General features: G+C 45.6%; 25 protein-coding genes. 18 read left to right on the top strand and 7 right to left on the bottom strand.

Annotated elements, in window-relative coordinates; genetic code table 11:
- Window positions 1-151: 151 nt before the first annotated feature.
- Window positions 152-1,624, bottom strand: coding sequence for a dihydrolipoyl dehydrogenase (locus J8Z23_RS14430; protein ID WP_434634037.1), 1,473 nt, complete (start codon window positions 1,622-1,624; stop codon window positions 152-154).
- 192 nt (window positions 1,625-1,816) lie between these two features.
- On the bottom strand, window positions 1,817-2,545 hold the full coding sequence (locus J8Z23_RS14425; protein ID WP_005395721.1) for a redoxin family protein: 729 nt from the start codon (window positions 2,543-2,545) through the stop codon (window positions 1,817-1,819).
- Window positions 2,546-2,715: 170 nt separating this feature from the next.
- On the opposite strand from J8Z23_RS14425, the gene oxyR reads away from it, so the two are divergent.
- On the top strand, window positions 2,716-3,627 hold the full coding sequence (oxyR, locus tag J8Z23_RS14420; protein ID WP_005395720.1) for a DNA-binding transcriptional regulator OxyR: 912 nt from the start codon (window positions 2,716-2,718) through the stop codon (window positions 3,625-3,627).
- Between the two features lie 51 nt (window positions 3,628-3,678).
- On the opposite strand, the gene J8Z23_RS14415 is transcribed toward oxyR, so the two are convergent.
- A complete protein-coding gene (locus J8Z23_RS14415) occupies window positions 3,679-6,240 on the bottom strand; it encodes a penicillin-binding protein 1A (protein ID WP_434634034.1) in 2,562 nt (853 codons plus the stop codon).
- 143 nt (window positions 6,241-6,383) lie between these two features.
- On the opposite strand from J8Z23_RS14415, the gene pilM reads away from it, so the two are divergent.
- From pilM to rplI, 14 genes are all read left to right on the top strand, one after another.
- Entirely contained in the window at window positions 6,384-7,400 is a 1,017-nt protein-coding gene (gene pilM, locus J8Z23_RS14410) for a type IV pilus biogenesis protein PilM (RefSeq protein WP_005395718.1), read from the top strand.
- On the top strand, window positions 7,384-7,959 hold the full coding sequence (locus J8Z23_RS14405; protein WP_046874634.1) for a PilN domain-containing protein: 576 nt from the start codon (window positions 7,384-7,386) through the stop codon (window positions 7,957-7,959). Before pilM ends, J8Z23_RS14405 begins: the two co-directional genes overlap by 17 nt.
- Window positions 7,952-8,545: a type 4a pilus biogenesis protein PilO gene (locus J8Z23_RS14400; protein WP_268979985.1), complete on the top strand. Its 594-nt coding sequence runs from the start codon at window positions 7,952-7,954 to the stop codon at window positions 8,543-8,545. Before J8Z23_RS14405 ends, J8Z23_RS14400 begins: the two co-directional genes overlap by 8 nt.
- The gene (locus J8Z23_RS14395) at window positions 8,535-9,050 is read left to right on the top strand and encodes a pilus assembly protein PilP (RefSeq protein WP_005395715.1); all 516 of its coding nucleotides are present in this window, start codon (window positions 8,535-8,537) and stop codon (window positions 9,048-9,050) included. The genes J8Z23_RS14400 and J8Z23_RS14395 overlap by 11 nt, the downstream gene beginning before the upstream one ends.
- A 25-nt stretch (window positions 9,051-9,075) precedes the next feature.
- Window positions 9,076-10,824 carry a type IV pilus secretin PilQ gene (locus tag J8Z23_RS14390; protein WP_006742777.1) on the top strand — a complete coding sequence of 583 codons (1,749 nt, stop codon included), beginning with the start codon at window positions 9,076-9,078 and terminating at the stop codon, window positions 10,822-10,824.
- Between the two features lie 187 nt (window positions 10,825-11,011).
- Window positions 11,012-11,530, top strand: coding sequence for a shikimate kinase AroK (aroK, locus tag J8Z23_RS14385; protein WP_005381319.1), 519 nt, complete (start codon window positions 11,012-11,014; stop codon window positions 11,528-11,530).
- Between the two features lie 32 nt (window positions 11,531-11,562).
- Window positions 11,563-12,663 (top strand): 3-dehydroquinate synthase, encoded by a 1,101-nt coding sequence (gene aroB / locus J8Z23_RS14380; RefSeq protein ID WP_114324102.1) that lies wholly within the window; start codon window positions 11,563-11,565, stop codon window positions 12,661-12,663.
- 52 nt (window positions 12,664-12,715) lie between these two features.
- Window positions 12,716-14,230, top strand: a complete 1,515-nt coding sequence (locus J8Z23_RS14375; RefSeq protein WP_434634029.1) for an AAA family ATPase — start codon at window positions 12,716-12,718, stop codon at window positions 14,228-14,230.
- Between the two features lie 69 nt (window positions 14,231-14,299).
- Entirely contained in the window at window positions 14,300-15,139 is an 840-nt protein-coding gene (locus tag J8Z23_RS14370) for a Dam family site-specific DNA-(adenine-N6)-methyltransferase (RefSeq protein WP_005395710.1), read from the top strand.
- Window positions 15,140-15,231: 92 nt separating this feature from the next.
- Entirely contained in the window at window positions 15,232-15,903 is a 672-nt protein-coding gene (gene rpe, locus J8Z23_RS14365; protein WP_005395709.1) for a ribulose-phosphate 3-epimerase, read from the top strand.
- A gap of 242 nt (window positions 15,904-16,145) precedes the next feature.
- Entirely contained in the window at window positions 16,146-16,535 is a 390-nt protein-coding gene (gene rpsF / locus J8Z23_RS14360) for a 30S ribosomal protein S6 (RefSeq protein WP_005381299.1), read from the top strand.
- An 8-nt stretch (window positions 16,536-16,543) separates the two neighbouring features.
- A complete protein-coding gene (gene priB, locus J8Z23_RS14355; RefSeq protein WP_005381298.1) occupies window positions 16,544-16,846 on the top strand; it encodes a primosomal replication protein N in 303 nt (100 codons plus the stop codon).
- Window positions 16,847-16,862: 16 nt separating this feature from the next.
- The gene (rpsR, locus tag J8Z23_RS14350) at window positions 16,863-17,090 is read left to right on the top strand and encodes a 30S ribosomal protein S18 (RefSeq protein WP_000090472.1); all 228 of its coding nucleotides are present in this window, start codon (window positions 16,863-16,865) and stop codon (window positions 17,088-17,090) included.
- 33 nt (window positions 17,091-17,123) lie between these two features.
- A complete protein-coding gene (gene rplI, locus J8Z23_RS14345; protein WP_005381278.1) occupies window positions 17,124-17,576 on the top strand; it encodes a 50S ribosomal protein L9 in 453 nt (150 codons plus the stop codon).
- 77 nt (window positions 17,577-17,653) lie between these two features.
- On the opposite strand, the gene J8Z23_RS14340 is transcribed toward rplI, so the two are convergent.
- Window positions 17,654-18,418, bottom strand: coding sequence for a DUF481 domain-containing protein (locus J8Z23_RS14340; RefSeq protein WP_006743223.1), 765 nt, complete (start codon window positions 18,416-18,418; stop codon window positions 17,654-17,656).
- Window positions 18,419-18,639: 221 nt separating this feature from the next.
- Between J8Z23_RS14340 and J8Z23_RS14335 the strand changes: the two genes are divergently transcribed.
- A complete protein-coding gene (locus J8Z23_RS14335) occupies window positions 18,640-20,040 on the top strand; it encodes a replicative DNA helicase (RefSeq protein ID WP_005395704.1) in 1,401 nt (466 codons plus the stop codon).
- Window positions 20,041-20,053: 13 nt separating this feature from the next.
- A complete protein-coding gene (gene alr / locus J8Z23_RS14330; protein WP_041853013.1) occupies window positions 20,054-21,130 on the top strand; it encodes an alanine racemase in 1,077 nt (358 codons plus the stop codon).
- A gap of 38 nt (window positions 21,131-21,168) precedes the next feature.
- On the opposite strand, the gene J8Z23_RS14325 is transcribed toward alr, so the two are convergent.
- A complete protein-coding gene (locus J8Z23_RS14325) occupies window positions 21,169-21,588 on the bottom strand; it encodes a secondary thiamine-phosphate synthase enzyme YjbQ (protein ID WP_046874640.1) in 420 nt (139 codons plus the stop codon).
- A gap of 306 nt (window positions 21,589-21,894) precedes the next feature.
- On the opposite strand from J8Z23_RS14325, the gene pgi reads away from it, so the two are divergent.
- Window positions 21,895-23,547 (top strand): glucose-6-phosphate isomerase, encoded by a 1,653-nt coding sequence (gene pgi, locus J8Z23_RS14320; protein WP_053807699.1) that lies wholly within the window; start codon window positions 21,895-21,897, stop codon window positions 23,545-23,547.
- Between the two features lie 105 nt (window positions 23,548-23,652).
- Here pgi and J8Z23_RS14315 read toward each other — a convergent pair whose 3' ends face one another.
- A complete protein-coding gene (locus J8Z23_RS14315; RefSeq protein ID WP_005381269.1) occupies window positions 23,653-24,114 on the bottom strand; it encodes a chemotaxis protein CheX in 462 nt (153 codons plus the stop codon).
- 9 nt (window positions 24,115-24,123) lie between these two features.
- Window positions 24,124-24,588, bottom strand: coding sequence for a zinc uptake transcriptional repressor Zur (gene zur, locus J8Z23_RS14310; RefSeq protein WP_005381268.1), 465 nt, complete (start codon window positions 24,586-24,588; stop codon window positions 24,124-24,126).
- Between the last annotated feature and the right edge of the window lie 162 nt (window positions 24,589-24,750).

The raw sequence follows: 24,750 nt of genomic DNA, 5'->3' as shown, positions 1-24,750 counted from the left end.
TAGTCGCGATCATCATGGTAAGTCGTTACGCAATGATGGCAGTGTAGTACTTATGTAATCGCCTCAAAGTAGTCAACAGAGAGCCCCGTTAATCACGAGGCTTTCTGTTTTGCTTGGTATGTAAAGATTGGCTCGATTGAGCATGAAATCGTTAGCAACCAGGCCCACAGTCAAGGCAATGTTTCACCATTTCTGGCCCTAAGTGTAGTTTTGCATTCAAATCACGTAGAGCGGTGCGGACACCCTCTTCGATCACTGGATGATAGAAGGGCATATCTAGCATCTCAGAAACCGTCATTCTATTTTGGTGTGCCCAAGCCAAAAGATGCGCGAGGTGTTCTGCGTTCGGCCCCATCATCTCTGCACCTAAAAATCGTCCAGTACCTTGCTCGCCATAGACATGTAACATCCCTTTGTTTCGTAGCATGACACGTGAACGTCCTTGATTCTCAAACGAGACTTCGCCAGTAACAAAACAACCACAGCTTCCTAAGCGAGTTTCCAGTTGTTTGAAAGTTTCACCGACCATAGCTATTTGCGGATCGGAGAATACAGCTGAAATTGGCGAACGACGCAGACCTGCACGAATATCCGGGAAACGACCAGCATTGTCACCAGCAATGCGGCCTTGGTCAGCGGCTTCGTGCAGCAATGGAACTTGGTTACTTGCATCACCCGCAATAAAAATACTCTCTACGGAGGTTTGCAATGTGTAGTGATCTGCGGTTGGTACACCGCGTTCATCTAATGCCACACTGGTGTTCTCGATCGCCAGCTTATCTACGTTTGGACGTCGTCCAGTGGCTGCTAAAACGTAATCAACAATAAAGGTTTCTAATTCACCGTCGTGGTTAATGAATTTGATTTCAACTTTGTCTGCGCCTGCTGCATTCGATGAGGGTATGCGCTTCATGCTTTCTACTTTTACATCGGCATCAAGATAGAACTCTTCTTTAAAAGTTTTATCTGCGTAAGCCATCACCTCTGGATCTGTCAGTGGACCAACTTGACCACCAAGACCAAAGAGCTTCACTTTCACCCCTAGGCGGTGCAATGCTTGACCGAGTTCAAGACCGATCACTCCAGGGCCAAATACCGCAACGGACTCAGGCAAATCATCCCAATCAAAGACATCATCATTAATTACGAGACGGTCACCCAACTCATTCCAAGCTGCTGGATAGGCAGGACGAGAGCCCGTCGCGATCACAATCCGTTTTGCGGTGACCTGAGTATGGTCATCTATGATAAGTGTATGATCATCGGCAAACTTCGCGTAACCTGACAACTTGTCTTCCGCGGGAATATCATCGACGCTTTCAAGCACAAAGCCAACAAAACGATCACGTTCGTGTTTTACACGATCCATGACTTCTTGTCCGTTAATGCGTATTTCACCTTGCGGATGGATCCCAAATCCAGGCGCTTTTTCGATTTGGTGGGCACTTTCTGCGGCCGCAATCAACAGCTTAGAGGGCATGCAACCGACGCGAGCACAGGTTGTTCCGTAAGGGCCGCCTTCAATCATTACTACGCTATTAGTATGAGCTTTTGCTGCTCGATAAGCGCCAAGACCAGCAGTACCACCACCAATAATCGCTACGTCGACATTAACTTGTTTCATCGTGAACTCTCGCTTTTTGTTTTTAAGCCAAGCTAGCTACATTGAGCTTGGAGAGTGAATTGAGTCGTTGAATCTGTATAAGGATTCACCTTATCGGTAGACGACTACTTATCTAGACTAGTAGAAGAAGTGAGTTAGGGTTGGCCTCCGAGCCAAAGGCACCGGAGACCGAGGGTGTAGGCTATGGACAGCTTAGCCTAGATAAGCTTCTAGCTCTTCGCTACCGCCGATGTGCTTGCCACCGATAAAGACTTGTGGAACAGTCGTGCGACCAGATATAGCTCGTAGACTAACTGTCGTTGCGTCTTTACCCAGAATCACTTCTTCATATTGAAGACCGTGGTCAATCAGGTTTTGTTTCGCTTTCATACAGAAAGGGCAGCCTGGTTTAGTGAACACCGTGATGGATTCTTGCGTTTTGTAGTCAGGCGCTATGTAATTCAGCATCGTATCTGCGTCTGACACCTTGAATGGGTCGCCAGGTTCGTTTGGCTCAATGAACATTTTTTCTACTACGCCATCTTTTACTAGCATGCTGTAACGCCATGAGCGTTTACCAAAGCCGATGTCGTTTTTATCCACTAACATGCCCATGCCATCGGTGAACTCACCATTACCGTCAGGAATGAAGGTGATGTTTTCTGCTTCTTGGTCTTGTTTCCATGCATTCATCACGAACGTATCATTGACTGAGACACAAATAATCTCATCCACTCCGTGCTCTTTAAATACAGGGAACAATTCGTTGTAACGAGGTAGATGGCTTGATGAACAGGTTGGAGTAAATGCACCCGGTAAGCTAAATACGATAACGGTCTTACCTTTAAATAGCTCATCAGTCGTTACATTCATCCAAGAGTCACCTTGACGAACTGGAAAAGTAACTTGAGGGACTTGTTGACCTTCTTTAGATACAAACATAATGATTTCCTTTAACTATTTTAAATTATGCGTATAGAGCTTAGCGTTTTTCTTTGCTCTGTTTCGTTCTGTTGAGCCCATTATTGTAAAAATCCTTTGATAGCTCTAATCGTTTGGTGTTATGGTTTTGATAGGTATTAGCTATTGTTAAAAGAAGCGAATTGTGAGTTATGAATATTCGAGATTTTGAGTACTTAGTTGCACTTGCGGAACATAAGCACTTTCGCAAAGCGGCAGAAGCATGTTTTGTTAGCCAACCAACATTGAGTGGACAAATTCGTAAGCTAGAGGATGAACTCGGTACCACGCTTTTAGAGCGAAGCAGCCGTCGCGTTTTGTTTACCGATTCAGGGTTGCAGTTGGTGGAGCAAGCTAAGCGTATCTTAAGTGAAGTGAAAACTTTTAAAGATATGGCGAGTGGTCAGAGCGGAGCAATGACTGGGCCGATGCATATCGGTTTCATCCCGACGGTAGGTCCGTATCTACTACCCAAAATTCTGCCGCAGATAAAAGAAGCATTTCCTGAACTGGAGCTTTTCCTGCACGAAGCTCAAACACATCAGTTGGTGCGTCAATTAGAAGAAGGTAAATTGGACTGCTTGGTCTTGGCTTCGGTTGATGAAACGGCACCTTTTAAAGAAATCGAAGTGTATAACGAGCCGTTAAGCGTAGCGGTGCCATGTGATCATGAGTGGGCTTCTCTCGACCATGTTGATATGTTGGAGCTGAATGGTAAAACCGTTTTAGCGCTAGGAGACGGTCACTGTCTTCGTGATCAAGCGTTAGGTTTCTGTTTTGCTGCCGGAGCGAAAGACGATGAACGCTTTAAGGCAACCAGTTTGGAGACACTGCGGAATATGGTCGCTGCTGGTGCTGGGATTACGTTATTGCCTCAGCTTTCTATCCCCAATGAGAAGCAAAAAGATGGCGTGTGCTATGTACCAGCCGTTAACCCTACGCCTTCGCGCAATATAGTCCTTGTATATCGCCCGGGCTCACCACTGCGTGCAAGGTTTGAAGCTTTGGCGGCGAAGATTAAAGAAGTATTGGCTTCTTATCCTTCATTGAACGCCGCGGCGTAAAAGCCGACATAAAAAAGGGAGAGCGAATGCTCTCCCTTTTGCTTTAGTGATTTAGAACAGCTCTTCTGCGCCAGCGCCGGAAGAATAAATACTGTCTTCCAAACGGTCTCCAGCGTATTCGGTAGGCTCAGTGCCTTTTTCAAAGTATTCGAACATCGATGTGCTGTCTACTTTGTGCGTTAGCATGCCAGTGTTGCGATCAATACGAACACGAATGATGTTATCTGGAATATTTTTACCTTGCTCAGGTGTTTCTTCTAGTGCAACGCGCATAAAGTCAATCCAAGCGGGTTCTGCGGTTTTCGCACCCGATTCAGCACCAGAAATTTGGCCTTTGCCTAGGTTGCTATTAACCGTTGTGCGACCAAGGGCACGTGAGTGATCATCAAAACCAACCCAAGCAATGGCAACAACACCAGGGCCATAGCCGTTGTACCAAGCATCTTTGGAGTCATTCGTTGTACCCGTTTTACCACCGATATCACGACGCCCCAGTTTTTGTGCACGCCAGCCAGTACCGTTCCACCCCGTACCTTCACGCCAGTTACCACCACCCCAAATGTTGCTGTACATCATCTCACGCATCAAGAATGCGTTTTGCTCAGAGATAACTTGTGGAGCATATTGAGGTTCATCATTTTCCAGTGCGTTGTCTGTTGCCAAACCATCAATCGCGACGTCTTGTTCGCCAAACTCATCGGCATAGCGATTGTCTGGCTGAGCGCTCATTTGTGGGCAATCCTTATGACAAACGCTCTTTGGATTCGCTTTAAACAGCACTTCACCGAATGCATCTTCCACGCGTTCTACGTAGAACGGTTCGACGTAATAACCTCCGTTCGCAAATACAGAGTAGCCTTGTGCTACTTTCATTGGTGTTAAGCTACCAGCACCGAGCGCGATGGTCTCTGAACGTGGTACTTGGTTAATATCAAAACCAAAACGAGTAAGGTACTGACGAGTTTCATCAAGGCCTACTTCACGCAGCGTACGCACTGCCATCACGTTCTTTGACTGAGCTAAGCCGAGGCGAAGGCGAGTTGGACCGCCATAGGTTGGTGGTGAGTTTTTAGGTCGCCAAGCCGAACCAGAACCTGCGTCCCATTTGTTAATCGGCGCATCGTTGATCAGAGTGGCTAAGGTAAGTCCCTTGTCAATTGCAGCTGAGTAGATAAATGGTTTGATACTTGAGCCAACCTGACGCACTGACATAGTGGCACGGTTAAACTTACTATGAACAAAGTTAAAACCACCCACTAACGATAATATCGCACCATTTTCCGGGTTCATCGCGACAAACGCGGTGTTCGCTGTTGGCACTTGGCTCAGTTTCCAGCTTTGTGTCGTGTTGTCATTTTCATTGGTTTCGCTCACTTCGCGAACCCAAACTTGTTGACCCGTCGCTAGCACATCATGCGCTGATTTTGGTGTTGAACCTTGGCGGTTTTCGGTGATGTATTTACGTGCCCAATGCATTCCAGTCCAAGGAATGGTCTGCTCTTCATGGTTTTTAACCCAAACTTGCGCAGTTTTATCATCGACTTTTGTCACGACGGCAGGGTAAAGGTCACCATAAGTTGGTTGCTTCTTAAGGTGCTTTTCTATTTGCTCGCTGTTCCAAGCGGTTTCACCTTCTTTCCAAAGCACTTTCTCCGCACCGCGGTAGCCGTGACGTTCATCGTATGACAGCAGATTATTTACCACGGATGTATTCGCGGCATCTTGCAGTTTAGAGTCCACCGTCATGTAGATATTCAAGCCAGAGGTATAGGCTTCTTCTTCACCGTACTCTTTCACGGCCCATGCACGAGCTAGTTCTGCCACATAAGGAGCGGAAAGTTCAATTTCAGCACTGTGGTAACGCGCCACGATAGGTTCGTTGCGTGCTTCGTCATACTGTTCTTGCGTGATGTATTTTTCATCAAGCATTCGCATTAACACGACGTTACGGCGTTTTGTCGCACGCTCAAGAGAGTAAATTGGGTTCATCGTTGATGGCGCTTTTGGCATCCCTGCGAGTGTCGCAAGTTCGCTTAACGTCAATTCATCAAGGCTCTTACCAAAGTAAACTTGAGCGGCCGCACCAAAACCATATGAGCGGTAACCAAGGAAGATTTTATTGACATAAAGTTCCATGATTTCTTGCTTACTCAGAAGCTGCTCAATGTGGATAGCAATGAAAATCTCTTTAATCTTACGCATGATCTTCTTCTCATTAGATAAGAAGAAGTTACGAGCTAGCTGTTGCGTAATGGTACTTGCGCCCTGCTTGGCTGAACCTGAGATCGCAACTACAACGGCTGCACGAGTGATGCCGATAGGATCGATACCTGGGTGTTCGTAAAAACGGCTATCTTCGGTTGCGATTAGCGCATGAATTAAGTCTTGAGGAATTTCATCATAAGTAACAGGAATACGACGCTTTTCACCGAACTGTGCGATCAGCTTCCCGTCTTGACTAAACACCTGCATAGGTGTTTGTAATTCAACGTCTTTTAGAGTTGCAACATCTGGCAATTCAGGCTTCACGTACTGATAGAAGCCAAATATTGTGGTGACTCCAAGAATTATGCAAATCAATGTTAAAAATAATAAACGCTTTATGAACTTCACCGGAGAATCCCTGATTGGTTGAGGCTGTGTAACGGCAAACCCTTGTACTCTTAGGTCAAAAATTTAGCACATAGAGATATTAACTCTTATTTGGGTGCTAATAACAACCTTTGCACGAAGAAATTTCGGAGCGAGAGTAAGAGATGGATAAGCTAATCGTTACCGGCATCGATATAGGCCATAACAGCCTCAAAGCCGTAGTACTTAAACCCACAGGCAACAATTACGCTCTGTTGGGTTACAAAGAAATATTACTAAAGGAAGGTATTGTCGCTGAAAATAACACTATAAATCATCAAGAAATTGTAAAGACCCTAAAGCTGATTAAAAAAGAACTGCCTTTTGGTGCTAAAAAGGTCGCAATTTCAGTGCCTGATAATTCGGTGATCAGTAAAAAATTGCAAATAGAACAAAACCTTGAAGATAGCGAGGTTGAGTTTGCTGTGATTCAGGCATTTTCTCATCAATCGCCATTCCCTGTCGAAGAGCTGAGTTTAGACTTCGTCCGTCTTCGTGCCGAAGATGGGTTGCGTGGGACTGATAACTATCAAGTGTTTGCGACAAGAAAAGATGTGGTCGATAGTCGCGTGGATGCATTACAAAAATCCGGACTAAAACCCGTTTTAGTGGACGTGCATTCACAAAGTCTTGGTCATATCTGGAAGCTCACCGCCGATCGCTTTCCTGACAAAAATAAGTACTGCTTACTCGATATTGGCACCTCATCGAGCTCCTTTACCATGTTTACCGAACAAGGTGAGCTGTTTCACAAAGAGTTTGCTTGCGGCACTCGAGGAGCAAACAGCCCTGTGCAAGATGATTTGATGTCCGATGATGCTCAGGAGAAAACAGAGCTGTTTAATCGCCAAATCGTGGAACGGGTGAAACGTCAGATGCAGCTCTACACCTCAATTAATGGCTCGCAAAATATCAAAGGTATCTGGTTATCAGGGGAAGGAGCTTCGACACCAATGCTCGCGGAAGAGTTATCTCAGCAACTGTCACTAGAGTGTGAATTGCTAAACCCGCTAGGGCTATTTGAGATGAAGGTGTCCAAACGTAAGCGTCGTGCCGCGGATTGGCAGCATTTCTCTACAGCCGCAGGACTCGCGATTCGTGGCATTCATTGGCTAGGAGGTGCGCGTGCTTTATCGCATTAATTTACTTCCTTGGCGAGAGAACCAAAGAGAAGAGCACCGACGTCGTTTCATTAGCTTGGTCGCGTTAGGCATGTTGGTCGCCATTGGTATTCAATGGGGTATTGGAAAGTTTTTTGAGTACCAACAAGATCAGCAGCAGGAGCGGCTTGATTACCTCACTCACTACATTGCTGAGCTCGACCAGCGTATTGAAGCAATGAAAATCGCCGAGCAAGAGCACAGCAAAATCCTCGAACGTTTAAAAGTGGTTGAAGGGTTACAAAACGGTAGAAACAAAACGACCGAGTTTATGAACTTGATGCCAGCCGTCATTCCTGAAGGTGTATATGTCGACAAGATCAAAATGAATGATCTGGAAATTGAGATCTCCGGGATCTCTGATAGCACTCCAAAACTTGCCACGATGCTGGACAACATGGAGCGTTCGGCCAAGTTGAATGATGTAGAAATGCACTCCATCGTTCACGGAAAAGCGCGTTTTGGAAAAGAGTTCCAAACGTTCAAAGTGTCTTTCATGTTCAAAGTGCCGGAGAAGAAAGTGGAGGCCCAGCATGGTTGATTGGCAGGATCTCGAAATAGATGAAATGGCAGAGTGGCCATTGTTGCCTCAGCTTGTGGTTATCGCGCTGCTGATTTTCCTCATTCAAGGTTTTGGCTATTGGTTTTACCTTAAGCCAAAAGAAGAGCAATTGAATAACTTGGTCCAGCAGGAGCAGACGCTCAAGGTAGCACTGAGGATCAAAGCGAACAAAGTAGCTGCATTGCCTCAGCTTCAATCTCAATTGGATGAACTCACCACGCGTTACGAGTTATTGCTACAACAACTGCCCGCGCAAAAAGAGTTGGCTACGATGCTCGCTTCGGTGAATGAACTCGGTATCGACAATAAGTTGACCTTTACCCGTATCGACTGGGGTGAAAAGCAATCAGAGCATTTCCTCTATCGTCTTCCTTTAAACATTGAGTTAACGGGAGATTTTCATGACATCGGACATTTTTCTCAGGCGATAGCAACGCTACCTCGAATCATCACGTTTAAAGATGTGACTTGGCAGCGTGTCAGCCAAGAAAGTGAAACTCTGCACTTTAGGGTACGAGCCAATACCTATCAGTTTAAGCCAGAGGAGACGAACAATGACAAGTAAGCATTTGTTACTGGTACTGATGGGGTCTCTGCTACTTGGATGTCAGGCGAATGATGAGTCATTAACGGATTTTATTCGAGGGGTGGAGAGTCAGGCGCGTCGAGATGTCGAGAAACTTAAGCCTGCAGATAAGTATGTTGCCGTCACGTACGCACCTGAAGTACAGCGTGCGCCCTTTGAGTTACCAAAAGAAGCCACGATCGCCACTCAGCCCGTTGCAAGAAAAGATTGCTGGCAACCGCCTTCAAGAAGGCGCACTGGCAAATTAGAAAAATTCCCATTAAGCCAATTACGTTTGAAAGGAGTTATGGGCATGGGTAATACGGTTTCTGGTCTCGTTCAGGCACCCAACGGCACCGTTTATAAAGTGAAGCCGGGGCAATACCTCGGACGCAACAATGGCAAAGTGACCCATGTCAGCCATTCCTATTTGTTAATTAATGAAACGTTGCCCGACGGCTTAGGGTGTTGGCAGAAGCGTAAAGTTAAGTTGGCTTTGAGATAGCCCCATTTATTTTTGATATTGAGTAATGAAAATGAGACAAGGATTAACACGTACACCAAGGATACTAACTGGGCTCTTCTCCTTATGGTTGTTTGTATTTTTAGCCCCTTTAGTGGCAGCAGAAGAAGTATCGTCTAATGCCTTAAAGAGTATCGATTTTCGCACTAATAAAGATAAAGACGCCGTTATTGTCGTTGAACTGGCGTCACCTGCCGCGATTGTTGATGTCAAACGCGTACAGGAAGGGTTAAGTATCGATTTGCTTAATACTTCGGTAAAAGACGAGCAACTGTATCTCCTAGACGTAAAAGATTTCTCGACTGTGGTTGAAAGCGTAGAGGTGTTTCGCGATACCTCAACTACGCGCTTGGTTGCGCACATTAATGAAGAATATACGCATGATTACCGTTTAACGGGGCGATTCTTGGAAATCAAAGTGGCTAAGATCAAACCCAATGAGAAAGCCCCGGATAAAAGCATTCTAGAAAAAGAAGGCAAGCTCATTTCGATTAACTTCCAAGATATTCCTGTACGTAACGTGTTACAGCTGATTGCCGACTACAACCAGTTCAACTTGGTTGTTTCAGACTCTGTAGAAGGTAACCTCACACTTCGTCTTGATGGTGTTCCGTGGCAGCAAGTATTGGATATTATTTTGCAAGTTAAGGGGTTAGATAAGCGTGTTGATGGCAACGTGATTCTGGTTGCTCCTACAGATGAGCTTGATCTGCGCGAAAAACAGCAACTCGAAAAGCAGCAGCTAGAACAAACGATGGGAGAGCTTTCGTCTGAAATCATCAAGGTAAACTTCGCTAAAGCATCAGATATTGCAGAGATGATCAACGGAGAAGGGAACATCAGTATGTTGTCTGAACGAGGCAGTATGACCATTGATGAGCGGACTAACTCGTTATTGATTCGTGAGCTACCTGAAAACATTGAAGTGATTCGAGAAATTATTGAATCTTTGGATATCCCGGTGAAGCAGGTTCAAATTGAAGCGCGTATTGTGACCATCAATGAAGGCAACATGGACGAGTTGGGAATTCGCTGGGGCTTTACCTCTATTAATGGCAATAACACGGTTGGTGGCTCTATCGAAAACAACCTTGCCACGATCGGTTTATATAACGGTGGTGGTGAAGGAGAAGACGGTGGTGACGGTGATGGAGTAGGTATCGATGACTTCCTAAACGTAAACTTAGCTGCAACCAGTCCAAACGCGACCAGCATTGCTTTTCAGGTTGCAAAATTAGGCTCAGACACCTTGTTAGACCTCGAGCTTTCTGCGCTGCAACAAGAGTCCAAAGCTGAGATTATCTCAAGTCCACGTTTGATCACTACCAATAAGAAGCCTGCCTATATTGAGCAAGGTACCGAGATACCTTATCTAGAGTCCTCATCAAGTGGTGCTACGACGGTAACGTTCAAAAAAGCAGTATTGAGTTTGAAGGTGACGCCACAAATTACACCGGATAACCGTCTTGTGTTGGACTTAAGCGTTACGCAAGATAGACCTGGACAAGTCGTGAAAACAGGCACTGGTGAAGCCGTTGCGATTGATACTCAGCGTATCGGGACGCAAGTGTTAGTAAATAACGGTGAAACCGTCGTTCTTGGTGGTATTTTCCAGCACAGCATTACTAACTCGGTGGACAAAGTGCCTTTGTTAGGCGATCTGCCACTATTAGGTGCGCTTTTCCGTCGAAGTTATGAAAATGTTGGCAAAAGTGAGCTGTTAATTTTCGTCACCCCTAAGGTGGTGATTCAGTAGTTCTACCTCGTGAAAAACTGATTAAATCAAAAATAAAGTTGCAATAGTGGCACCATGCTTGGATAATTTCGGGTCTTATCACGAATTATCTGTGAGGAACTGGTGCCACAAGCCTTGTAGAACAGCGATTTAGCTGTGTTTTCTTGTGGCGATCTTATTGAATCAATGTTGTAAATTACTGCTAAACATGGCTGAGAAACGTAATATTTTCCTTGTTGGCCCAATGGGTGCCGGCAAAAGTACAATTGGTAGACATCTAGCACAGCAACTGCATATGGAGTTTGTTGACTCCGATACAGTGATCGAAGAACGCACTGGTGCAGACATCTCTTGGGTTTTTGATGTAGAAGGTGAAGAAGGCTTCCGCAAGCGTGAAGAAGCGGTACTTGAAGACCTAACACAAGAGCAAGGCATCGTGCTTGCGACTGGCGGTGGCTCTGTTAAGAGCAAAGAAAACCGTAATCGTCTTTCGGCACGTGGTGTTGTTGTTTACTTAGAAACGACGATTGAAAAGCAACTTGCGCGCACAAACCGTGACAAGAAGCGTCCTCTACTTCAAACGGACAACCCTCGCGAAGTATTGGAGCAATTAGCTGAAGAACGTAATCCTCTGTATGAAGAAGTAGCGGATTACACTGTTCGCACTGACGATCAGAGTGCAAAAGTGGTAGCCAACCAGATCGTAAAAATGCTAGAAGAGAGATAAGTTTTTATCTTTTTTTTAATTGGAGCAAACCGATGGAACGGATTACGGTCAACCTAGCTGAGCGTAGCTACCCAATCTCTATTGGCGCCGGGTTATTTGAGGACCCGGCGTACCTCTCTCAAGTTCTCTCAAACAAAAATGCAAAACAAAAAGTTGTTGTGATCAGTAATGTCACAGTGGCGCCTTTGTATGCTGACAAAATTTTAAAGCAACTCGAGCAGCTCGGTTGTAGTGCATCCTTGTTAGAATTGCCTGACGGCGAACAGTACAAAAACTTGGATGTGTTTAACCAAGTGATGAACTTCCTCCTCGAGGGGAATTACGCTCGTGATGTTGTGATCATCGCGTTAGGTGGTGGCGTTATTGGCGACCTTGTGGGTTTTGCTTCTGCCTGTTACCAGCGTGGGGTCGACTTTATTCAAATACCAACGACATTACTATCTCAAGTGGATTCTTCGGTGGGTGGAAAAACCGCGGTTAACCATCCGTTGGGTAAGAACATGATAGGTGCGTTTTACCAACCTAAAGCCGTGATCATCGATACCAACTGTTTATCGACGTTGCCTGAGCGTGAATTCGCAGCAGGTATTGCAGAAGTCATTAAGTACGGCATCATTTACGATGCAGACTTTTTTGTATGGTTGGAAGAAAACCTTGAACGCTTGTACGCGTTGGATGAAGAAGCGCTAACTTATGCCATTGCACGTTGCTGTGAAATAAAAGCGGAAGTGGTGGCTCAGGATGAGAAAGAATCGGGCATCCGCGCTCTGCTCAACTTAGGTCACACCTTTGGTCATGCGATTGAAGCTGAGCTTGGCTACGGCAATTGGCTGCATGGTGAAGCGGTTTCTGCTGGCACGGTTATGGCGGCCAAAACTTCGCATCTGCGCGGTCTTATCTCAGCAGAGCAATTTGAGCGTATTGTTGCGATTTTACGTCGTGCCAAACTGCCTGTTCATACTCCAGACAGTATGAGCTTCGATGACTTCCTCAAACATATGATGCGAGATAAAAAAGTCCTCTCTGGTCAATTAAGATTAGTTCTACCTACAGGCATTGGTAGTGCCGAGGTCATTGCTGATACGACACAAGACGTACTCAAACAGGCGATAGACTTCGGTCGCGATATTTAACCTTGTAATGGCGCCTTTGGGCGTCATTCTTGTAGTGTATTAAGGTTATTAGATGAGTGTTGCTCACGTTCTGGAATTAGATTCTCAAATCGAGTTGCTTGATAGGTTAGGATTGCTGACTAATTTTGGTTCCAACTTCATTGCGATTAATGGTCATGATGGTTATGGAAAATCTTGGTTAGCGCAGCGATACCTTGAAGTGGGTGCCAGTAACAAGAATCAATGTTTGTTACTTTGTCATTCTAATCAAGATGATGTGCAGCGCCGCATCCTTATTTTGAGTCAACTGGTTTCGGACGCATTGTTTAATCAGCAAGAGCCTTTACTTGATAGCCTCGAAAGACTATTAGGTGATGAGCCTTGTGATATCGCGATTGTGGTTGATGATGCGCATTTATTAAGTGAGACGCTCGTTTCTGAGCTTTGGATGCTGGTTTTAGAGGCGCATCATAAGCCGAATTGGACCATCAATGTCTTATTATTTACGCAGTCTGGGCGCTTAGAAGGATTGCTGTCACGTCTCAGTTACGGACAAGAGATAAAGCCTGTTGAGCTTGATATTGATATGTTGTCCGAAGTGGAAGCCCGTCGTTTCTTTGAATCACTTGTTGCGCGCTATGTTGATGATGAGGCGGAGAAGCAGGTTCGAGATGCATTTAAAAAAGTTGACCCAGTACCGGGTGACATCATGGCGTTAGGAGAGATGAAAGTGGAAAAAAGGATCATTATCCGCTCGATTGTCGGTTCACCGCTGAATATTGCGTTAGTGGTATTAGCATTACTGTTGCTTGCTGCTGGTGGCTATTGGTGGATGTATAATCAACCAAGCCCTGATGATAAAGCGCAGCAAATTGCTGGTAGTTTAGAGCAAACGGCTATTCCAACTTTTGAAGATTCAGGAATCAGTGCTGCGCAGTCTTCACTACAATCTGTGACTGATGACACTAGCAGTGGCCTTGATGGCTCTGGCGCGATTGATGATTCTGATTCATTACCGCCAGCAGTAACGGAAGAAGTGGCGAGCGTTGGCAGTGATGACAATCAACAGAGAGTGGTGATTGAGTCGAATGTGGTCGATGCATTGCTTGAAGGTAAAGCTGATTCAGCAGACACAAAAGCGATTGATGATATCGTAGGTACTGATAAAGCAGAAACTGCTGATGAAACTGACTCTCCTTTGATTAAAGTCGTAAAACCAAATCAAGGTATGACGCAAACTTCTGCTCGGTCAGGAGAAGACGGTGCGAAGCAGCCTGTGGTTAAGTTTTCATTTGCTCGCGAAGAATTAAAAGCACTATCACCAAGAGCCTATACACTGCAGCTTGCTGCTATGACGTCAATGGAGGATGTACAAGCCTTCCTCGATGAGCATCAGCTGAATAATCAAGTACGAATTTATCCTACCGTTCGCAATGACACCGAGTGGTATATCATCACATACCAAGATTATCCGACAATTCAAATGGCTCGCGATGCCGTTGCAAGCTTGCCTGATTCGGTTAAGTCGGTGAGTCCTTGGGCAAAATCACTCCGTCAGGTTCATCGCGAAATTGATCGCGTGAAATAAACCTGAGCTTCGCTGAAAAATATGTTACATTCCGCAGCCTTAATTTTTGGTCGATAGATAGAGCAGTAGATGAAAAAGCAACGAGCCTTTCTTAAATGGGCAGGAGGAAAATACGGACTGGTTGAAGACATCCAACGTCATTTACCGCCGGCTCGAAAGCTAGTTGAACCTTTTGTTGGCGCGGGCTCAGTGTTTCTGAATACCGACTATGACCATTACCTACTGGCAGATATCAATCCAGATCTGATCAATCTGTACAACCTACTAAAAGAGCGCCCTGAAGAGTATATCTCTGAAGCGAAGCGTTGGTTTGTTGCCGAGAATAACCGTAAAGAAGCTTACTTACACATTCGCGCTGAGTTTAATAAAACCGATGACGTGATGTACCGCTCTTTAGCGTTTTTGTACATGAACCGCTTTGGTTTTAATGGTTTATGCCGTTACAACAAAAAAGGCGGTTTTAACGTTCCGTTCGGTTCATATAAAAAGCCTTACTTCCCAGAGGCGGAATTGGAGTTTTTTGCCGAAAAAGCCAAGAAAGCCACGTTCGTTTGTGAAGGTTATCCAGAAACTTTTCGCCGAGCACGTAAGGGGAGTGTGGTGTATTGCGATCCTCCTTATGCACCGCTTTCAAACACGGCAAATTTCACCTCATACGCAGGTAATGGTTTCACGTTGGATGATCAGGCTGCATTAGCCGACATTGCTGAAAGAACGGCGACTGAGCGTGGTATTCCGGTTCTGATTTCTAACCACGACACTACGTTGACGCGTCGGTTGTATCACGGTGCAGATCTCAATGTAGTAAAAGTAAAGCGCACCATTAGCCGCAATGGCAGTGGTCGTAATAAAGTCGATGAGCTGCTTGCTCTTTTTCATGCCCCTGAGATGGATCAACCAAGCTCTTAGTTCTCACACTATTAAATCTAAATAGTGGATCTCCCCACTGGCTTCGGTAGAATTGCGCGCAGATTGTTTGCTCATTACTACTGAGGTCAGGTATGAAAGATTTTCTTATTGCTCCATCCATTTTATCGGCAGATTTTGCTCGTCTCGGTGAAGATGTCGAGAAAGTACTCGCAGCGGGTGCGGATGTGGTACATTTCGACGTTATGGATAACCACTATGTACCAAACCTGACTTTTGGTGCACCTGTGTGTAAAGCACTACGCGATTACGGCATCACAGCGCCAATCGATGTTCACCTAATGGTGAAACCGGTTGACCGCATTATTCCTGATTTCGCAAAAGCGGGTGCGTCGATGATTACATTCCATGTGGAAGCTTCCGATCATGTAGACCGTACACTGCAGTTAATTAAAGAGCACGGCTGTCAGGCTGGTGTGGTACTAAACCCAGCAACGCCACTTGCGAGCCTTGAGTTCATCATGGACAAAGTCGACATGATTCTACTGATGTCGGTTAATCCTGGCTTTGGTGGTCAATCATTCATTCCTCACACACTAGATAAACTGCGTGCAGTTCGTAAGATGATCGATGAGTCTGGTCGCGATATCCGTTTAGAAATTGATGGCGGTGTGAAGGTTGACAACATTCGTGAAATCGCAGAAGCGGGCGCAGATATGTTTGTTGCAGGCTCGGCGATTTTCGGTCAGCCAGATTACAAACAAGTGATCGACCAAATGCGCACGGAACTGGCTGAAGTAAAATAAGTCCCTATATACGCGCGATAATGCCCTGATTTTAAAGGCTGTCACTTTATTGGCAGCCTTTGTTATTTCTAGTGTTGGATGAAATAAAATATCCCCTGCGTTGAGCAAATAATCACTTGCCTATTTTGCGCCCTTTCTGTACTATTCGTGCTCCTTAAACTCAGTCAATTATCTTTAGTTCCTTGCTTCCTCTGGACGACTGAGCCATTTGTGGAAGCTGAATAATCCGTAAGGAGCAACCAATGCGTCATTACGAAATCGTATTCATGGTGCACCCAGATCAAAGCGAGCAAGTTGCTGGCATGATCGAGCGTTACACTGGTTCAATCACTGAAGCTGGCGGTAAAATCCACCGTCTAGAAGACTGGGGCCGTCGTCAACTGGCTTACCCAATCAACAAGCTTCACAAAGCTCACTACGTTCTTATGAACGTTGAAGCTGACCAAGCTGTAATTGATGAGCTAGAAACTGCTTTCCGTTTCAACGATGCAGTTCTACGTAACATGATCATGCGTACTAAAGCAGCGATCACTGAGCAATCTATCATGCTTAAGCAAAAAGAAGAGCGTGCTCCACGTCGTGAAGAGCGTTCTGAAGCTAAGCCTGAAGCTAAGTCAGAAGCTGCTGAGTAAGTTTTCTTATGGCCAATCGAATGGAGCTGAGCGGCACCATTGCCAAACCGCCCATTCGTAGTAAAAGCCCTGGTGGCATTGAACACTGTCGGTTTTGGCTGGAGCATCGCTCTACTATTATCGAAGCTGACTTACCTCGACAAGTTTATTGTCGTATGCCGGTAGTCGTCAGCGGGCTTGGGTCACAAGCACTAACTCAGAATTTAGTTCAAGGCAGTAACATTAAGGTAAGTGGTTTTGTCACTTATCAAACCGGCCGAAATGGCGTGGGAAAATTAGTGTTACACGCCGACAACATTACTCAAATTTAAGATCAGGAGATAGCCCATGGCTCGTTTCTTCCGTCGTCGTAAATTCTGCCGTTTCACTGCAGAAGGCGTACAAGAGATTGATTACAAAGACGTAGCAACTCTTAAAAACTACATCACTGAAGCTGGTAAAATCGTACCTAGCCGTATCACTGGTACAAGCGCTAAGTACCAGCGTCAACTAGCACGTGCTATCAAGCGTTCACGCTACCTAGCTCTACTACCGTACACTGACAAGCATCAGTAATCGGTTCATTTTATTAAGAAAGAGGATTAAGCAATGCAAGTTATTCTACTTGATAAAATTGGTAACCTAGGTGGTCTTGGCGATACTGCAAACGTTAAATCTGGCTACGCTCGTAACTTCCTTATCCCACAAGGTAAAGCAGTTATGGCAACTAAAGCTAACGTTGAAATGTTTGAAGCTCGTCGTGCTGAACTAGAAGCTAAAGTTGCTGAGCAACTAGCTGCTGCAGAAGCTCGCGCAGAGAAAGTTAACGCTCTAGAAGCTGTAGTTATCGCTTCTAAAGCTGGTGACGAAGGCAAACTATTCGGTTCTATCGGTACTCGTGACATCGCTGACGCTATCACAGCTGCAGGCGTTGAAGTTGCTAAGAGCGAAGTTCGCCTTCCTGAAGGTGCTCTACGTACAACTGGTGAGTTCGAGATCAGCGTTCAACTTCACTCTGAAGTTTTCGCAACTGTGAACCTACAAGTTGTTGCTGCTGAGTAATTCAGTATCAAGACGAAATACTAAAAAGCACCTCTTCGGAGGTGCTTTTTTATTTCTAAAACTGGGAAAAAAACGGGTTAAAAAGCGAAGAGTAAATTAACGGAAAATACGCTATCCGCTTTGCTTAAGCCTTCAGGCACTTTATCGTGATACTGACGAGAGTGTGCCAGTTTTAGTGCGATATCTTCAGTAATATCATTGGTCACGCTGAGCTCACTATCGGCCCGAGTGTTACTTTTACCTGTTACCAACGTAATATCAGCCGCGAAACTCAAATTATCTAGTGCGTGCCAAGTCGTATTGATATTCCCTCGAAAAATGCCTTCTCGAACGATATCGGGAAAGACAATGTCGTCATCATCTATCTCATCTAAATTTGGTTCTTGATAACGAAAACCAGGACCGACTTCTACCTCTAAAATGAAGTTTTCAGTGTAGGAAAACTGGTAACCCAAACCGCCTGATAAGGTGTAGTCTTTAAAATAGGCACTGTAACGAGAATCCACCCCTTTAAAGCTGCCATACAAATACGTTTTAGGACCTAACTTGTAGTCACTCTGCAGGGCGTAGGTGGATGAGCGTTTGTCTTCTTCACCGTCTTTGTACAAGTTGTAGTACTTCCATTCACCATTAGAACGGTGTCGACCTGACGTATATTCAGCACTCAAACGAGCATTCAGGGAACGAGAGTCCGTGTTACCTGTGTGAGCTTGATAGCCGAACTCCACCTCGGTTTTTAATGGGTCGGGCACATCAATATTTTGCTCTGGCTGTACTGATTCGTCAGCATACGATGCACTAGCGCATAGTAAGCTAAAGCTAAGTAACCAGTATCGGGACACATCAACCTCGAACGTAATTAAAAAGGAGGGGCATGATACTGATACAGATATTTTGTTGGGTCAATGGTAGGTTAATTTTTATTAGAGCTGGGCGGAAGAACCTGGCTATTACTTGTGCGGTTCGCATGTTGATTTCTTAACAAGTAATTGTCGCTTCGGGGAAGCATCTCAGTTAGGTTAAGGTTATAATCGTGGGTCAATAGTAGTTATCGAGCAAAGTCATGGCGGAAAACAGAAATCGCAAACCTTCAGACAGTCAGGTCGACGCAATCAAAGTGCCACCTCACTCACTAGAAGCCGAGCAATCAGTAATTGGTGGTCTTTTACTGGACAATGAACGTTGGGACACCGTTGCCGAACGTGTTGTAAGCAGTGATTTCTATAGTCGTCCGCATCGCCTAATTTTTGAAGGTGTAAAAACCATTCTTGAAGCGGGCAAGCCTCTCGATCTTATTACTTTATCGGAATACCTGGAGCGTCACGAGCAATTAGAAGATGTGGGCGGTTTTGCTTACCTTGCAGATTTGGCGAAAAACACGCCAAGCGCCGCTAACATTAATGCGTACGCTGATATTGTTGCCGAACGTGCGATTGTCCGTGGTTTGATCGGTGTCGCGAATGAGATTGCGGATGCGGGTTACGATCCTCAAGGTCGAAGTTCGGAAGATCTGATTGATATGGCGGAGAGTAAAGTTTTCGCCATCGCTGAGTCACGAACCAGTGAAAACGAAGGGCCACAAAATGTTGATAACATCCTCGAAAAGACGTTAGAACGTATCGAGTTGTTATATAAAACGCCGCAAGATGGTGTAACGGGTGTCGACACAGGTTTCACTGACCTCAATAAGAAAACCGCAGGTTTGCAAGGTTCTGATTTGGTGATTGTCGCGGCGCGTCCATCGATGGGTAAAACGACCTTTGCGATGAACTTGTGTGAAAATGCGGCCATGCAACAAGAGAAGCCTGTGCTTATTTTCTCGCTAGAGATGCCAGCCGAGCAGTTGATGATGCGTATGTTGGCCTCTTTGTCTCGCGTTGACCAAACCAAGATCCGTACGGGTCAGCTGGATGACGAAGACTGGGCGCGTATTTCTTCTACTATGGGTATCTTGATGCAGAAGAAAAACATGTACATTGATGACAGCTCCGGTCTAACTCCGACCGAAGTGCGTTCACGCGCTCGCCGTATCGCACGTGAACATGGCGGTCTGTCGATGATCATGGTCGACTACCTTCAGCTTATGCGCGTGCCTGCACTCTCTGATAACCGTACGCTGGAAATCGCGGAGATTTCGCGCTCTCTGAAAGCGCTGGCAAAAGAGCTGAATGTGCCCGTCGTGGCGCTGTCTCAGCTTAACCGTTCCCTAGAGCAACGTTCAGATAAACGCCCAGTAAACTCGGACTTGCGTGAGTCGGGCTCTATCGAGCAGGATGCCGACTTGATCATGTTCATCTACCGTGACGAGGTATATCACCCAGATAGCCCATACAAAGGTACGGCAGAAATCATCATTGGTAAGCAACGTAACGGCCCTATCGGCTCTGTGCGTCTCACCTTCCAAGGTCAACACTCGCGCTTTGACAACTACGCGGGTCCTGCATTCGATATTGATGATGAGTAACCCCATGAGCTATATGAAAGCGGCCAAGGCGTGCATTGATTTGTCTGCGTTGCAGCACAACTTACAGCGCGTGAAAGCGCAAGCGCCCCAAAGTAAAGTGATGGCTGTAGTGAAGGCTAATGGCTATGGTCACGGATTACGTCACGTTGCAAAACATGCCAACCATGCGGATGCCTTTGGTGTTGCGCGCATTGAAGAAGCGTTGCAACTGCGCGCTTGTGGCGTGGTAAAGCCGATTCTATTGCTAGAAGGTTTTTACTCTCCAGGTGACTTACCTGTTCTTGTGACGAACAACATCCAAACCGTGGTGCATTGTGAAGAGCAGCTTATCGCTTTGGAGCAAGCCGACCTTGAAACTCCGGTTGTCGTGTGGCTTAAGATTGACAGTGGGATGCACCGTCTTGGCGTTCGCCCTGAGCAATATGATGAGTTTGTCACGCGGTTGAAAGAGTGTCCAAACGTAGCCAAGCCGTTACGTTACATGAGTCACTTTGGCTGTGCAGATGAGCTGGATAGCCATATCACTCCCCAACAGATTGAGCTGTTTAAGTCGTTGACCTCTGGTTGTCAGGGGGAGCGTTCACTTGCGGCATCTGCGGGGTTGTTGGCATGGCCTCAAAGCCATTTGGATTGGGTTCGTCCGGGCATCATCATGTATGGTGTATCGCCATTTGATGACAAGACCGCACAAGATCTGGGGTATCAACCCGTGATGACACTTAAATCCCATCTTATTGCGGTACGTGAAGTTAAGAAGGGCGAAAGTGTTGGCTACGGCGGTATGTGGACCAGTAAGCGAGATACAAAAGTCGGTGTCATCGCAGTAGGGTATGGCGACGGTTACCCAAGAAGTGCCCCGAACGGCACTCCGGTGTGGGTAAATGGTCGTAAAGTACCTATCGCAGGTCGAGTTTCTATGGATATGCTGACGGTCGATTTGGGACCAGATGCAACGGATAAAGTCAGCGACGAAGCGATTCTTTGGGGGAAAGAGCTCCCAGTAGAAGAAGTGGCGGGTCACATTGGTACCATTGCGTATGAACTCGTGACTAAGCTAACGCCTCGCGTCGAGATGGAGTACTCAAAATAAACAGCGAAAGGCTAACCTAAGGTTAGCCTTTGTTTTATCTACTCACCGTTAATCGTAGCAATAACGCGGCGGCCGCCGCCAAAGTCTCGGTGCTCACCCAAGTAAATGCCCTGCCATGTTCCTAAAGCTAATCGACCATTTTGGATTGGTATCGTCACACTACTGCCAAGTAGGGATGCTTTAATGTGTGCTGGCATGTCGTCATCACCTTCATAGGTGTGCTGATAATAAGGAGCACGCTCTGGTACAAACTTGTTGAAATGCGCTTCCATGTCCATACGCACGGTTGGATCAGCATTCTCATTTAAGGTCAAACTGGCGGAGGTATGCTGAATAAATAGGTGTAATAAACCTACTGAAAGCTCGTTTATTTGTGGTAATTGTTGTTCAATTTCATCAGTTATTAGGTGAAAACCGCGGCTTCTCGCTTTTAATTGCAGTGTTTTTTGTGCCCACATACGTGTTCCTTTGGAAATTTATAAATTGGCGTCTATCCTATTCCAATTAGAGCCTGTCATTAGTAAGTGATATGATTCTTGTCATCGTAAATGAATTGTTCATTTTCAGGGCAGGGAACGTGACCTAACTCAATGTGAGTGTAAATACTCTCAGTCATAATTGGCACCTGAAAAAAAATTACAAAGACTTGTTTTGTGGCAATTCGCCCAAACATCTAATTAATATTCTATTTGCTAAATCGGGGATTCCACAGTTTTCGCTAGACTGTAAGGAATGGAACCTACTGTAACATCGGGATAAAGACCATGTTGAAAAATATCAATCCAACGCAAACACAAGCTTGGAAAGCGCTAACTGCACATTTCGAATCTGCACAAGATATGGATCTTAAAGAGTTATTTGCTCAAGACGCAGCGCGTTTCGACAAATACTCTGCACGTTTCGGCTCAGACATCCTAGTCGATTACTCAAAGAACCTCATCAATGAGGAAACTCTGAAGCACCTGTTCGCTCTTGCGAACGAGACTGAGCTGAAATCTGCAATTGAAGCGATGTTCAGTGGCGAAGCGATCAACCAAACAGAAGGTCGCGCTGTTCTTCACACTGCACTACGTAACCGCGCGAATACACCAGTAATGGTAGACGGCGAAGACGTAATGCCAGCAGTGAACGCGGTTCTAGAAAAAATGAAATCATTCACTGAACGCGTTATCGGCGGTGAGTGGAAAGGTTACACAGGTAAAGCAATTACAGATATCGTGAACATCGGTATCGGTGGTTCTGACCTTGGCCCTTACATGGTGACGGAAGCTCTAGCACCGTACAAAAATCATCTAAACCTTCACTTCGTATCTAACGTTGATGGTACGCACATCGTTGAAACGTTGAAGAAAGTTAACCCAGAAACGACGTTATTCTTGATCGCGTCTAAGACGTTCACAACGCAAGAAACCATGACTAACGCGCACACAGCACGTGATTGGTTCCTAGAGTCTGCGGGTGATCAAGCTCACGTGGCTAAGCACTTTGCTGCGCTTTCAACGAACGCGACAGCCGTGTCTGAATTCGGTATCGATACCGCGAACATGTTCGAATTCTGGGACTGGGTTGGTGGCCGTTACTCACTATGGTCTGCAATCGGTTTATCAATCGCATTAGCGGTAGGTTACGACAACTTCGTTGAGCTGCTTGAAGGTGCTCACGAGATGGACAAGCACTTCGTATCAACAGACCTAGAAAGCAACATCCCTGTGATCCTTGCGCTTATCGGTATTTGGTACAACAACTTCCACGGTGCGGAATCAGAAGCTATCTTACCTTACGATCAGTACATGCACCGTTTCGCGGCATACTTCCAGCAAGGTAACATGGAATCAAACGGTAAATACGTTGACCGTGAAGGCAATGCTGTGACTTACCAAACGGGCCCTATTATTTGGGGTGAACCAGGTACCAACGGTCAGCACGCGTTCTACCAACTGATTCACCAAGGCACTAAGCTGATCCCATGTGACTTCATTGCACCTGCAATCAGCCACAACCCAGCTAGCGATCATCACCAAAAACTGATGTCCAACTTCTTTGCGCAAACTGAAGCACTAGCGTTTGGTAAGAGTGAAGAAACAGTGAAAGAAGAGTTGGTGAAAGCAGGTAAGAACGCTGAAGAAGTGGCAGCGATCGCGCCATTCAAAGTGTTTGAAGGTAACCGTCCAACAAACTCTATCCTAGTGAAGCAAATCACGCCTCGTACGCTAGGTAACTTGATCGCAATGTACGAACACAAAATTTTCGTACAAGGTGTTATCTGGAATATCTTCAGCTTTGACCAATGGGGCGTGGAACTAGGTAAACAACTGGCTAACCAAATCCTACCTGAGCTTGCAGACGAGTCTCAAATCAGCTCGCATGACAGCTCAACAAATGGTCTAATCAACGCATTTAAAGCGTTCAAAGCTTAATGTTTGGTTTGAATAGATAAAGAAAAGGTCAGCAAATGCTGACCTTTTTTATTGCCTGAGGCAAAAACAAAATAGGTTGGCCAGTGCCAACCTATTTTTTCTCTTTTATTCGAAGCAAATTTCGATAAAGGCATTTCCCCATTGGGAAGAGAAAGGCATGATGATGATTGAGCCCTCACACTTGTGGCGAATCGTATGGCCTCGGCCAGAAACCACTACCGGTGTTGCCATATCAAAATCAAAACCACTTTCCGCCAGAATGCGTTTCGCACCACCAGTAACCATGTTGGTGATCTCACCCACCATATCGGTGACCTCTTCATTGAGTCCATTTGGACGCTCACCAAGCATGTTCTGCATGATTTCTAGAGCTAGCGCTTCATCAAAGGTAATCGACATTGAACCACGAGTTTGTGGACCTACCATGCCAATCAGACCAGAAACGTCACCTCGTGCGATCTCATCTTTTTTGATTCGCGGTTTTTGTGGCTTCAGCTCAAGAGAAGCCATGGTTTTTAGCACGTTCATTAAAGAAGCTAAAAACGGGTTTACAAATTCAGCGCGCATAACGTTCTTCTATACTTTTTCTTTCGTCTCGGAGGAACAGGCCTGGCATTCACCATGAGTTTCAATAACTTGGTTGGTCAGTTTGAATCCATGCTTCTCGGCGTTTTCGGCTAACAAGGATATCAGCGTCTCATCTTCGAGTTCAACGACATCACCACATTTATCGCAAATTAGTAATTGGAAAAAGTGCTGCTGAGTATTGAAAGAACAACAAGTAATAAAGCTATTTGTCGATTCCACTCGGTGGATGAAGCCTTGCTCTAGGAGAAAATCTAATGCTCGATAAACAGTGGGAGGCTTAGCCTGAGGCTCACTCTCTTTTAGTTGCTCCAATAGCTCATACGCACTTGAGGCGCGGCGATTAGAACAAATGAGTTCAAATACGCGTCGGCGTTGCGGAGTCAATCGTACTCCACGCTCTGCGCAGATACTTTCAATTTGTTCAATGATTGTTGGGTTCAAACCTTTCACCATAACTATCGGACGTGCTCTATGATAAATCATTTCTATACGAAGTTCGTTTAGAAATGCTTCATTTTACCCACTATCAGAACGAAAATCATGAATTAAAGCAAGTCGGTGGTGGTGTGAAGTCGGAATAGTCATCACAGAATGAATCAACGAGTGACGAATTCG

Source organism: Vibrio sp. SCSIO 43086 (genome assembly GCF_051132235.1).
Classification (GTDB): Bacteria; Pseudomonadota; Gammaproteobacteria; order Enterobacterales; family Vibrionaceae; genus Vibrio; species Vibrio diabolicus.
This window is presented reverse-complemented; position numbering and strand designations above follow the sequence as displayed.

Excerpts from the sequence above, each read along its gene's own strand:
- J8Z23_RS14430 (WP_434634037.1), bottom strand. The coding sequence starts at position 1,624 with ATGAAACAAGTTAATGTCGACGTAGCGATTATTGGTGGTGGTACTGCT.
- J8Z23_RS14425 (WP_005395721.1), bottom strand. The coding sequence starts at position 2,545 with ATGTTTGTATCTAAAGAAGGTCAACAAGTCCCTCAAGTTACTTTTCCA.
- oxyR (WP_005395720.1), top strand. The coding sequence starts at position 2,716 with ATGAATATTCGAGATTTTGAGTACTTAGTTGCACTTGCGGAACATAAG.
- pilM (WP_005395718.1), top strand. The coding sequence starts at position 6,384 with ATGGATAAGCTAATCGTTACCGGCATCGATATAGGCCATAACAGCCTC.
- J8Z23_RS14400 (WP_268979985.1), top strand. The coding sequence starts at position 7,952 with ATGGTTGATTGGCAGGATCTCGAAATAGATGAAATGGCAGAGTGGCCA.
- J8Z23_RS14395 (WP_005395715.1), top strand. The coding sequence starts at position 8,535 with ATGACAAGTAAGCATTTGTTACTGGTACTGATGGGGTCTCTGCTACTT.
- J8Z23_RS14390 (WP_006742777.1), top strand. The coding sequence starts at position 9,076 with ATGAAAATGAGACAAGGATTAACACGTACACCAAGGATACTAACTGGG.
- aroK (WP_005381319.1), top strand. The coding sequence starts at position 11,012 with ATGGCTGAGAAACGTAATATTTTCCTTGTTGGCCCAATGGGTGCCGGC.
- aroB (WP_114324102.1), top strand. The coding sequence starts at position 11,563 with ATGGAACGGATTACGGTCAACCTAGCTGAGCGTAGCTACCCAATCTCT.
- J8Z23_RS14375 (WP_434634029.1), top strand. The coding sequence starts at position 12,716 with ATGAGTGTTGCTCACGTTCTGGAATTAGATTCTCAAATCGAGTTGCTT.
- J8Z23_RS14370 (WP_005395710.1), top strand. The coding sequence starts at position 14,300 with ATGAAAAAGCAACGAGCCTTTCTTAAATGGGCAGGAGGAAAATACGGA.
- rpe (WP_005395709.1), top strand. The coding sequence starts at position 15,232 with ATGAAAGATTTTCTTATTGCTCCATCCATTTTATCGGCAGATTTTGCT.
- rpsF (WP_005381299.1), top strand. The coding sequence starts at position 16,146 with ATGCGTCATTACGAAATCGTATTCATGGTGCACCCAGATCAAAGCGAG.
- priB (WP_005381298.1), top strand. The coding sequence starts at position 16,544 with ATGGCCAATCGAATGGAGCTGAGCGGCACCATTGCCAAACCGCCCATT.
- rpsR (WP_000090472.1), top strand. The coding sequence starts at position 16,863 with ATGGCTCGTTTCTTCCGTCGTCGTAAATTCTGCCGTTTCACTGCAGAA.
- rplI (WP_005381278.1), top strand. The coding sequence starts at position 17,124 with ATGCAAGTTATTCTACTTGATAAAATTGGTAACCTAGGTGGTCTTGGC.
- J8Z23_RS14335 (WP_005395704.1), top strand. The coding sequence starts at position 18,640 with ATGGCGGAAAACAGAAATCGCAAACCTTCAGACAGTCAGGTCGACGCA.
- alr (WP_041853013.1), top strand. The coding sequence starts at position 20,054 with ATGAAAGCGGCCAAGGCGTGCATTGATTTGTCTGCGTTGCAGCACAAC.
- J8Z23_RS14325 (WP_046874640.1), bottom strand. The coding sequence starts at position 21,588 with ATGTGGGCACAAAAAACACTGCAATTAAAAGCGAGAAGCCGCGGTTTT.
- pgi (WP_053807699.1), top strand. The coding sequence starts at position 21,895 with ATGTTGAAAAATATCAATCCAACGCAAACACAAGCTTGGAAAGCGCTA.
- J8Z23_RS14315 (WP_005381269.1), bottom strand. The coding sequence starts at position 24,114 with ATGCGCGCTGAATTTGTAAACCCGTTTTTAGCTTCTTTAATGAACGTG.
- zur (WP_005381268.1), bottom strand. The coding sequence starts at position 24,588 with ATGGTGAAAGGTTTGAACCCAACAATCATTGAACAAATTGAAAGTATC.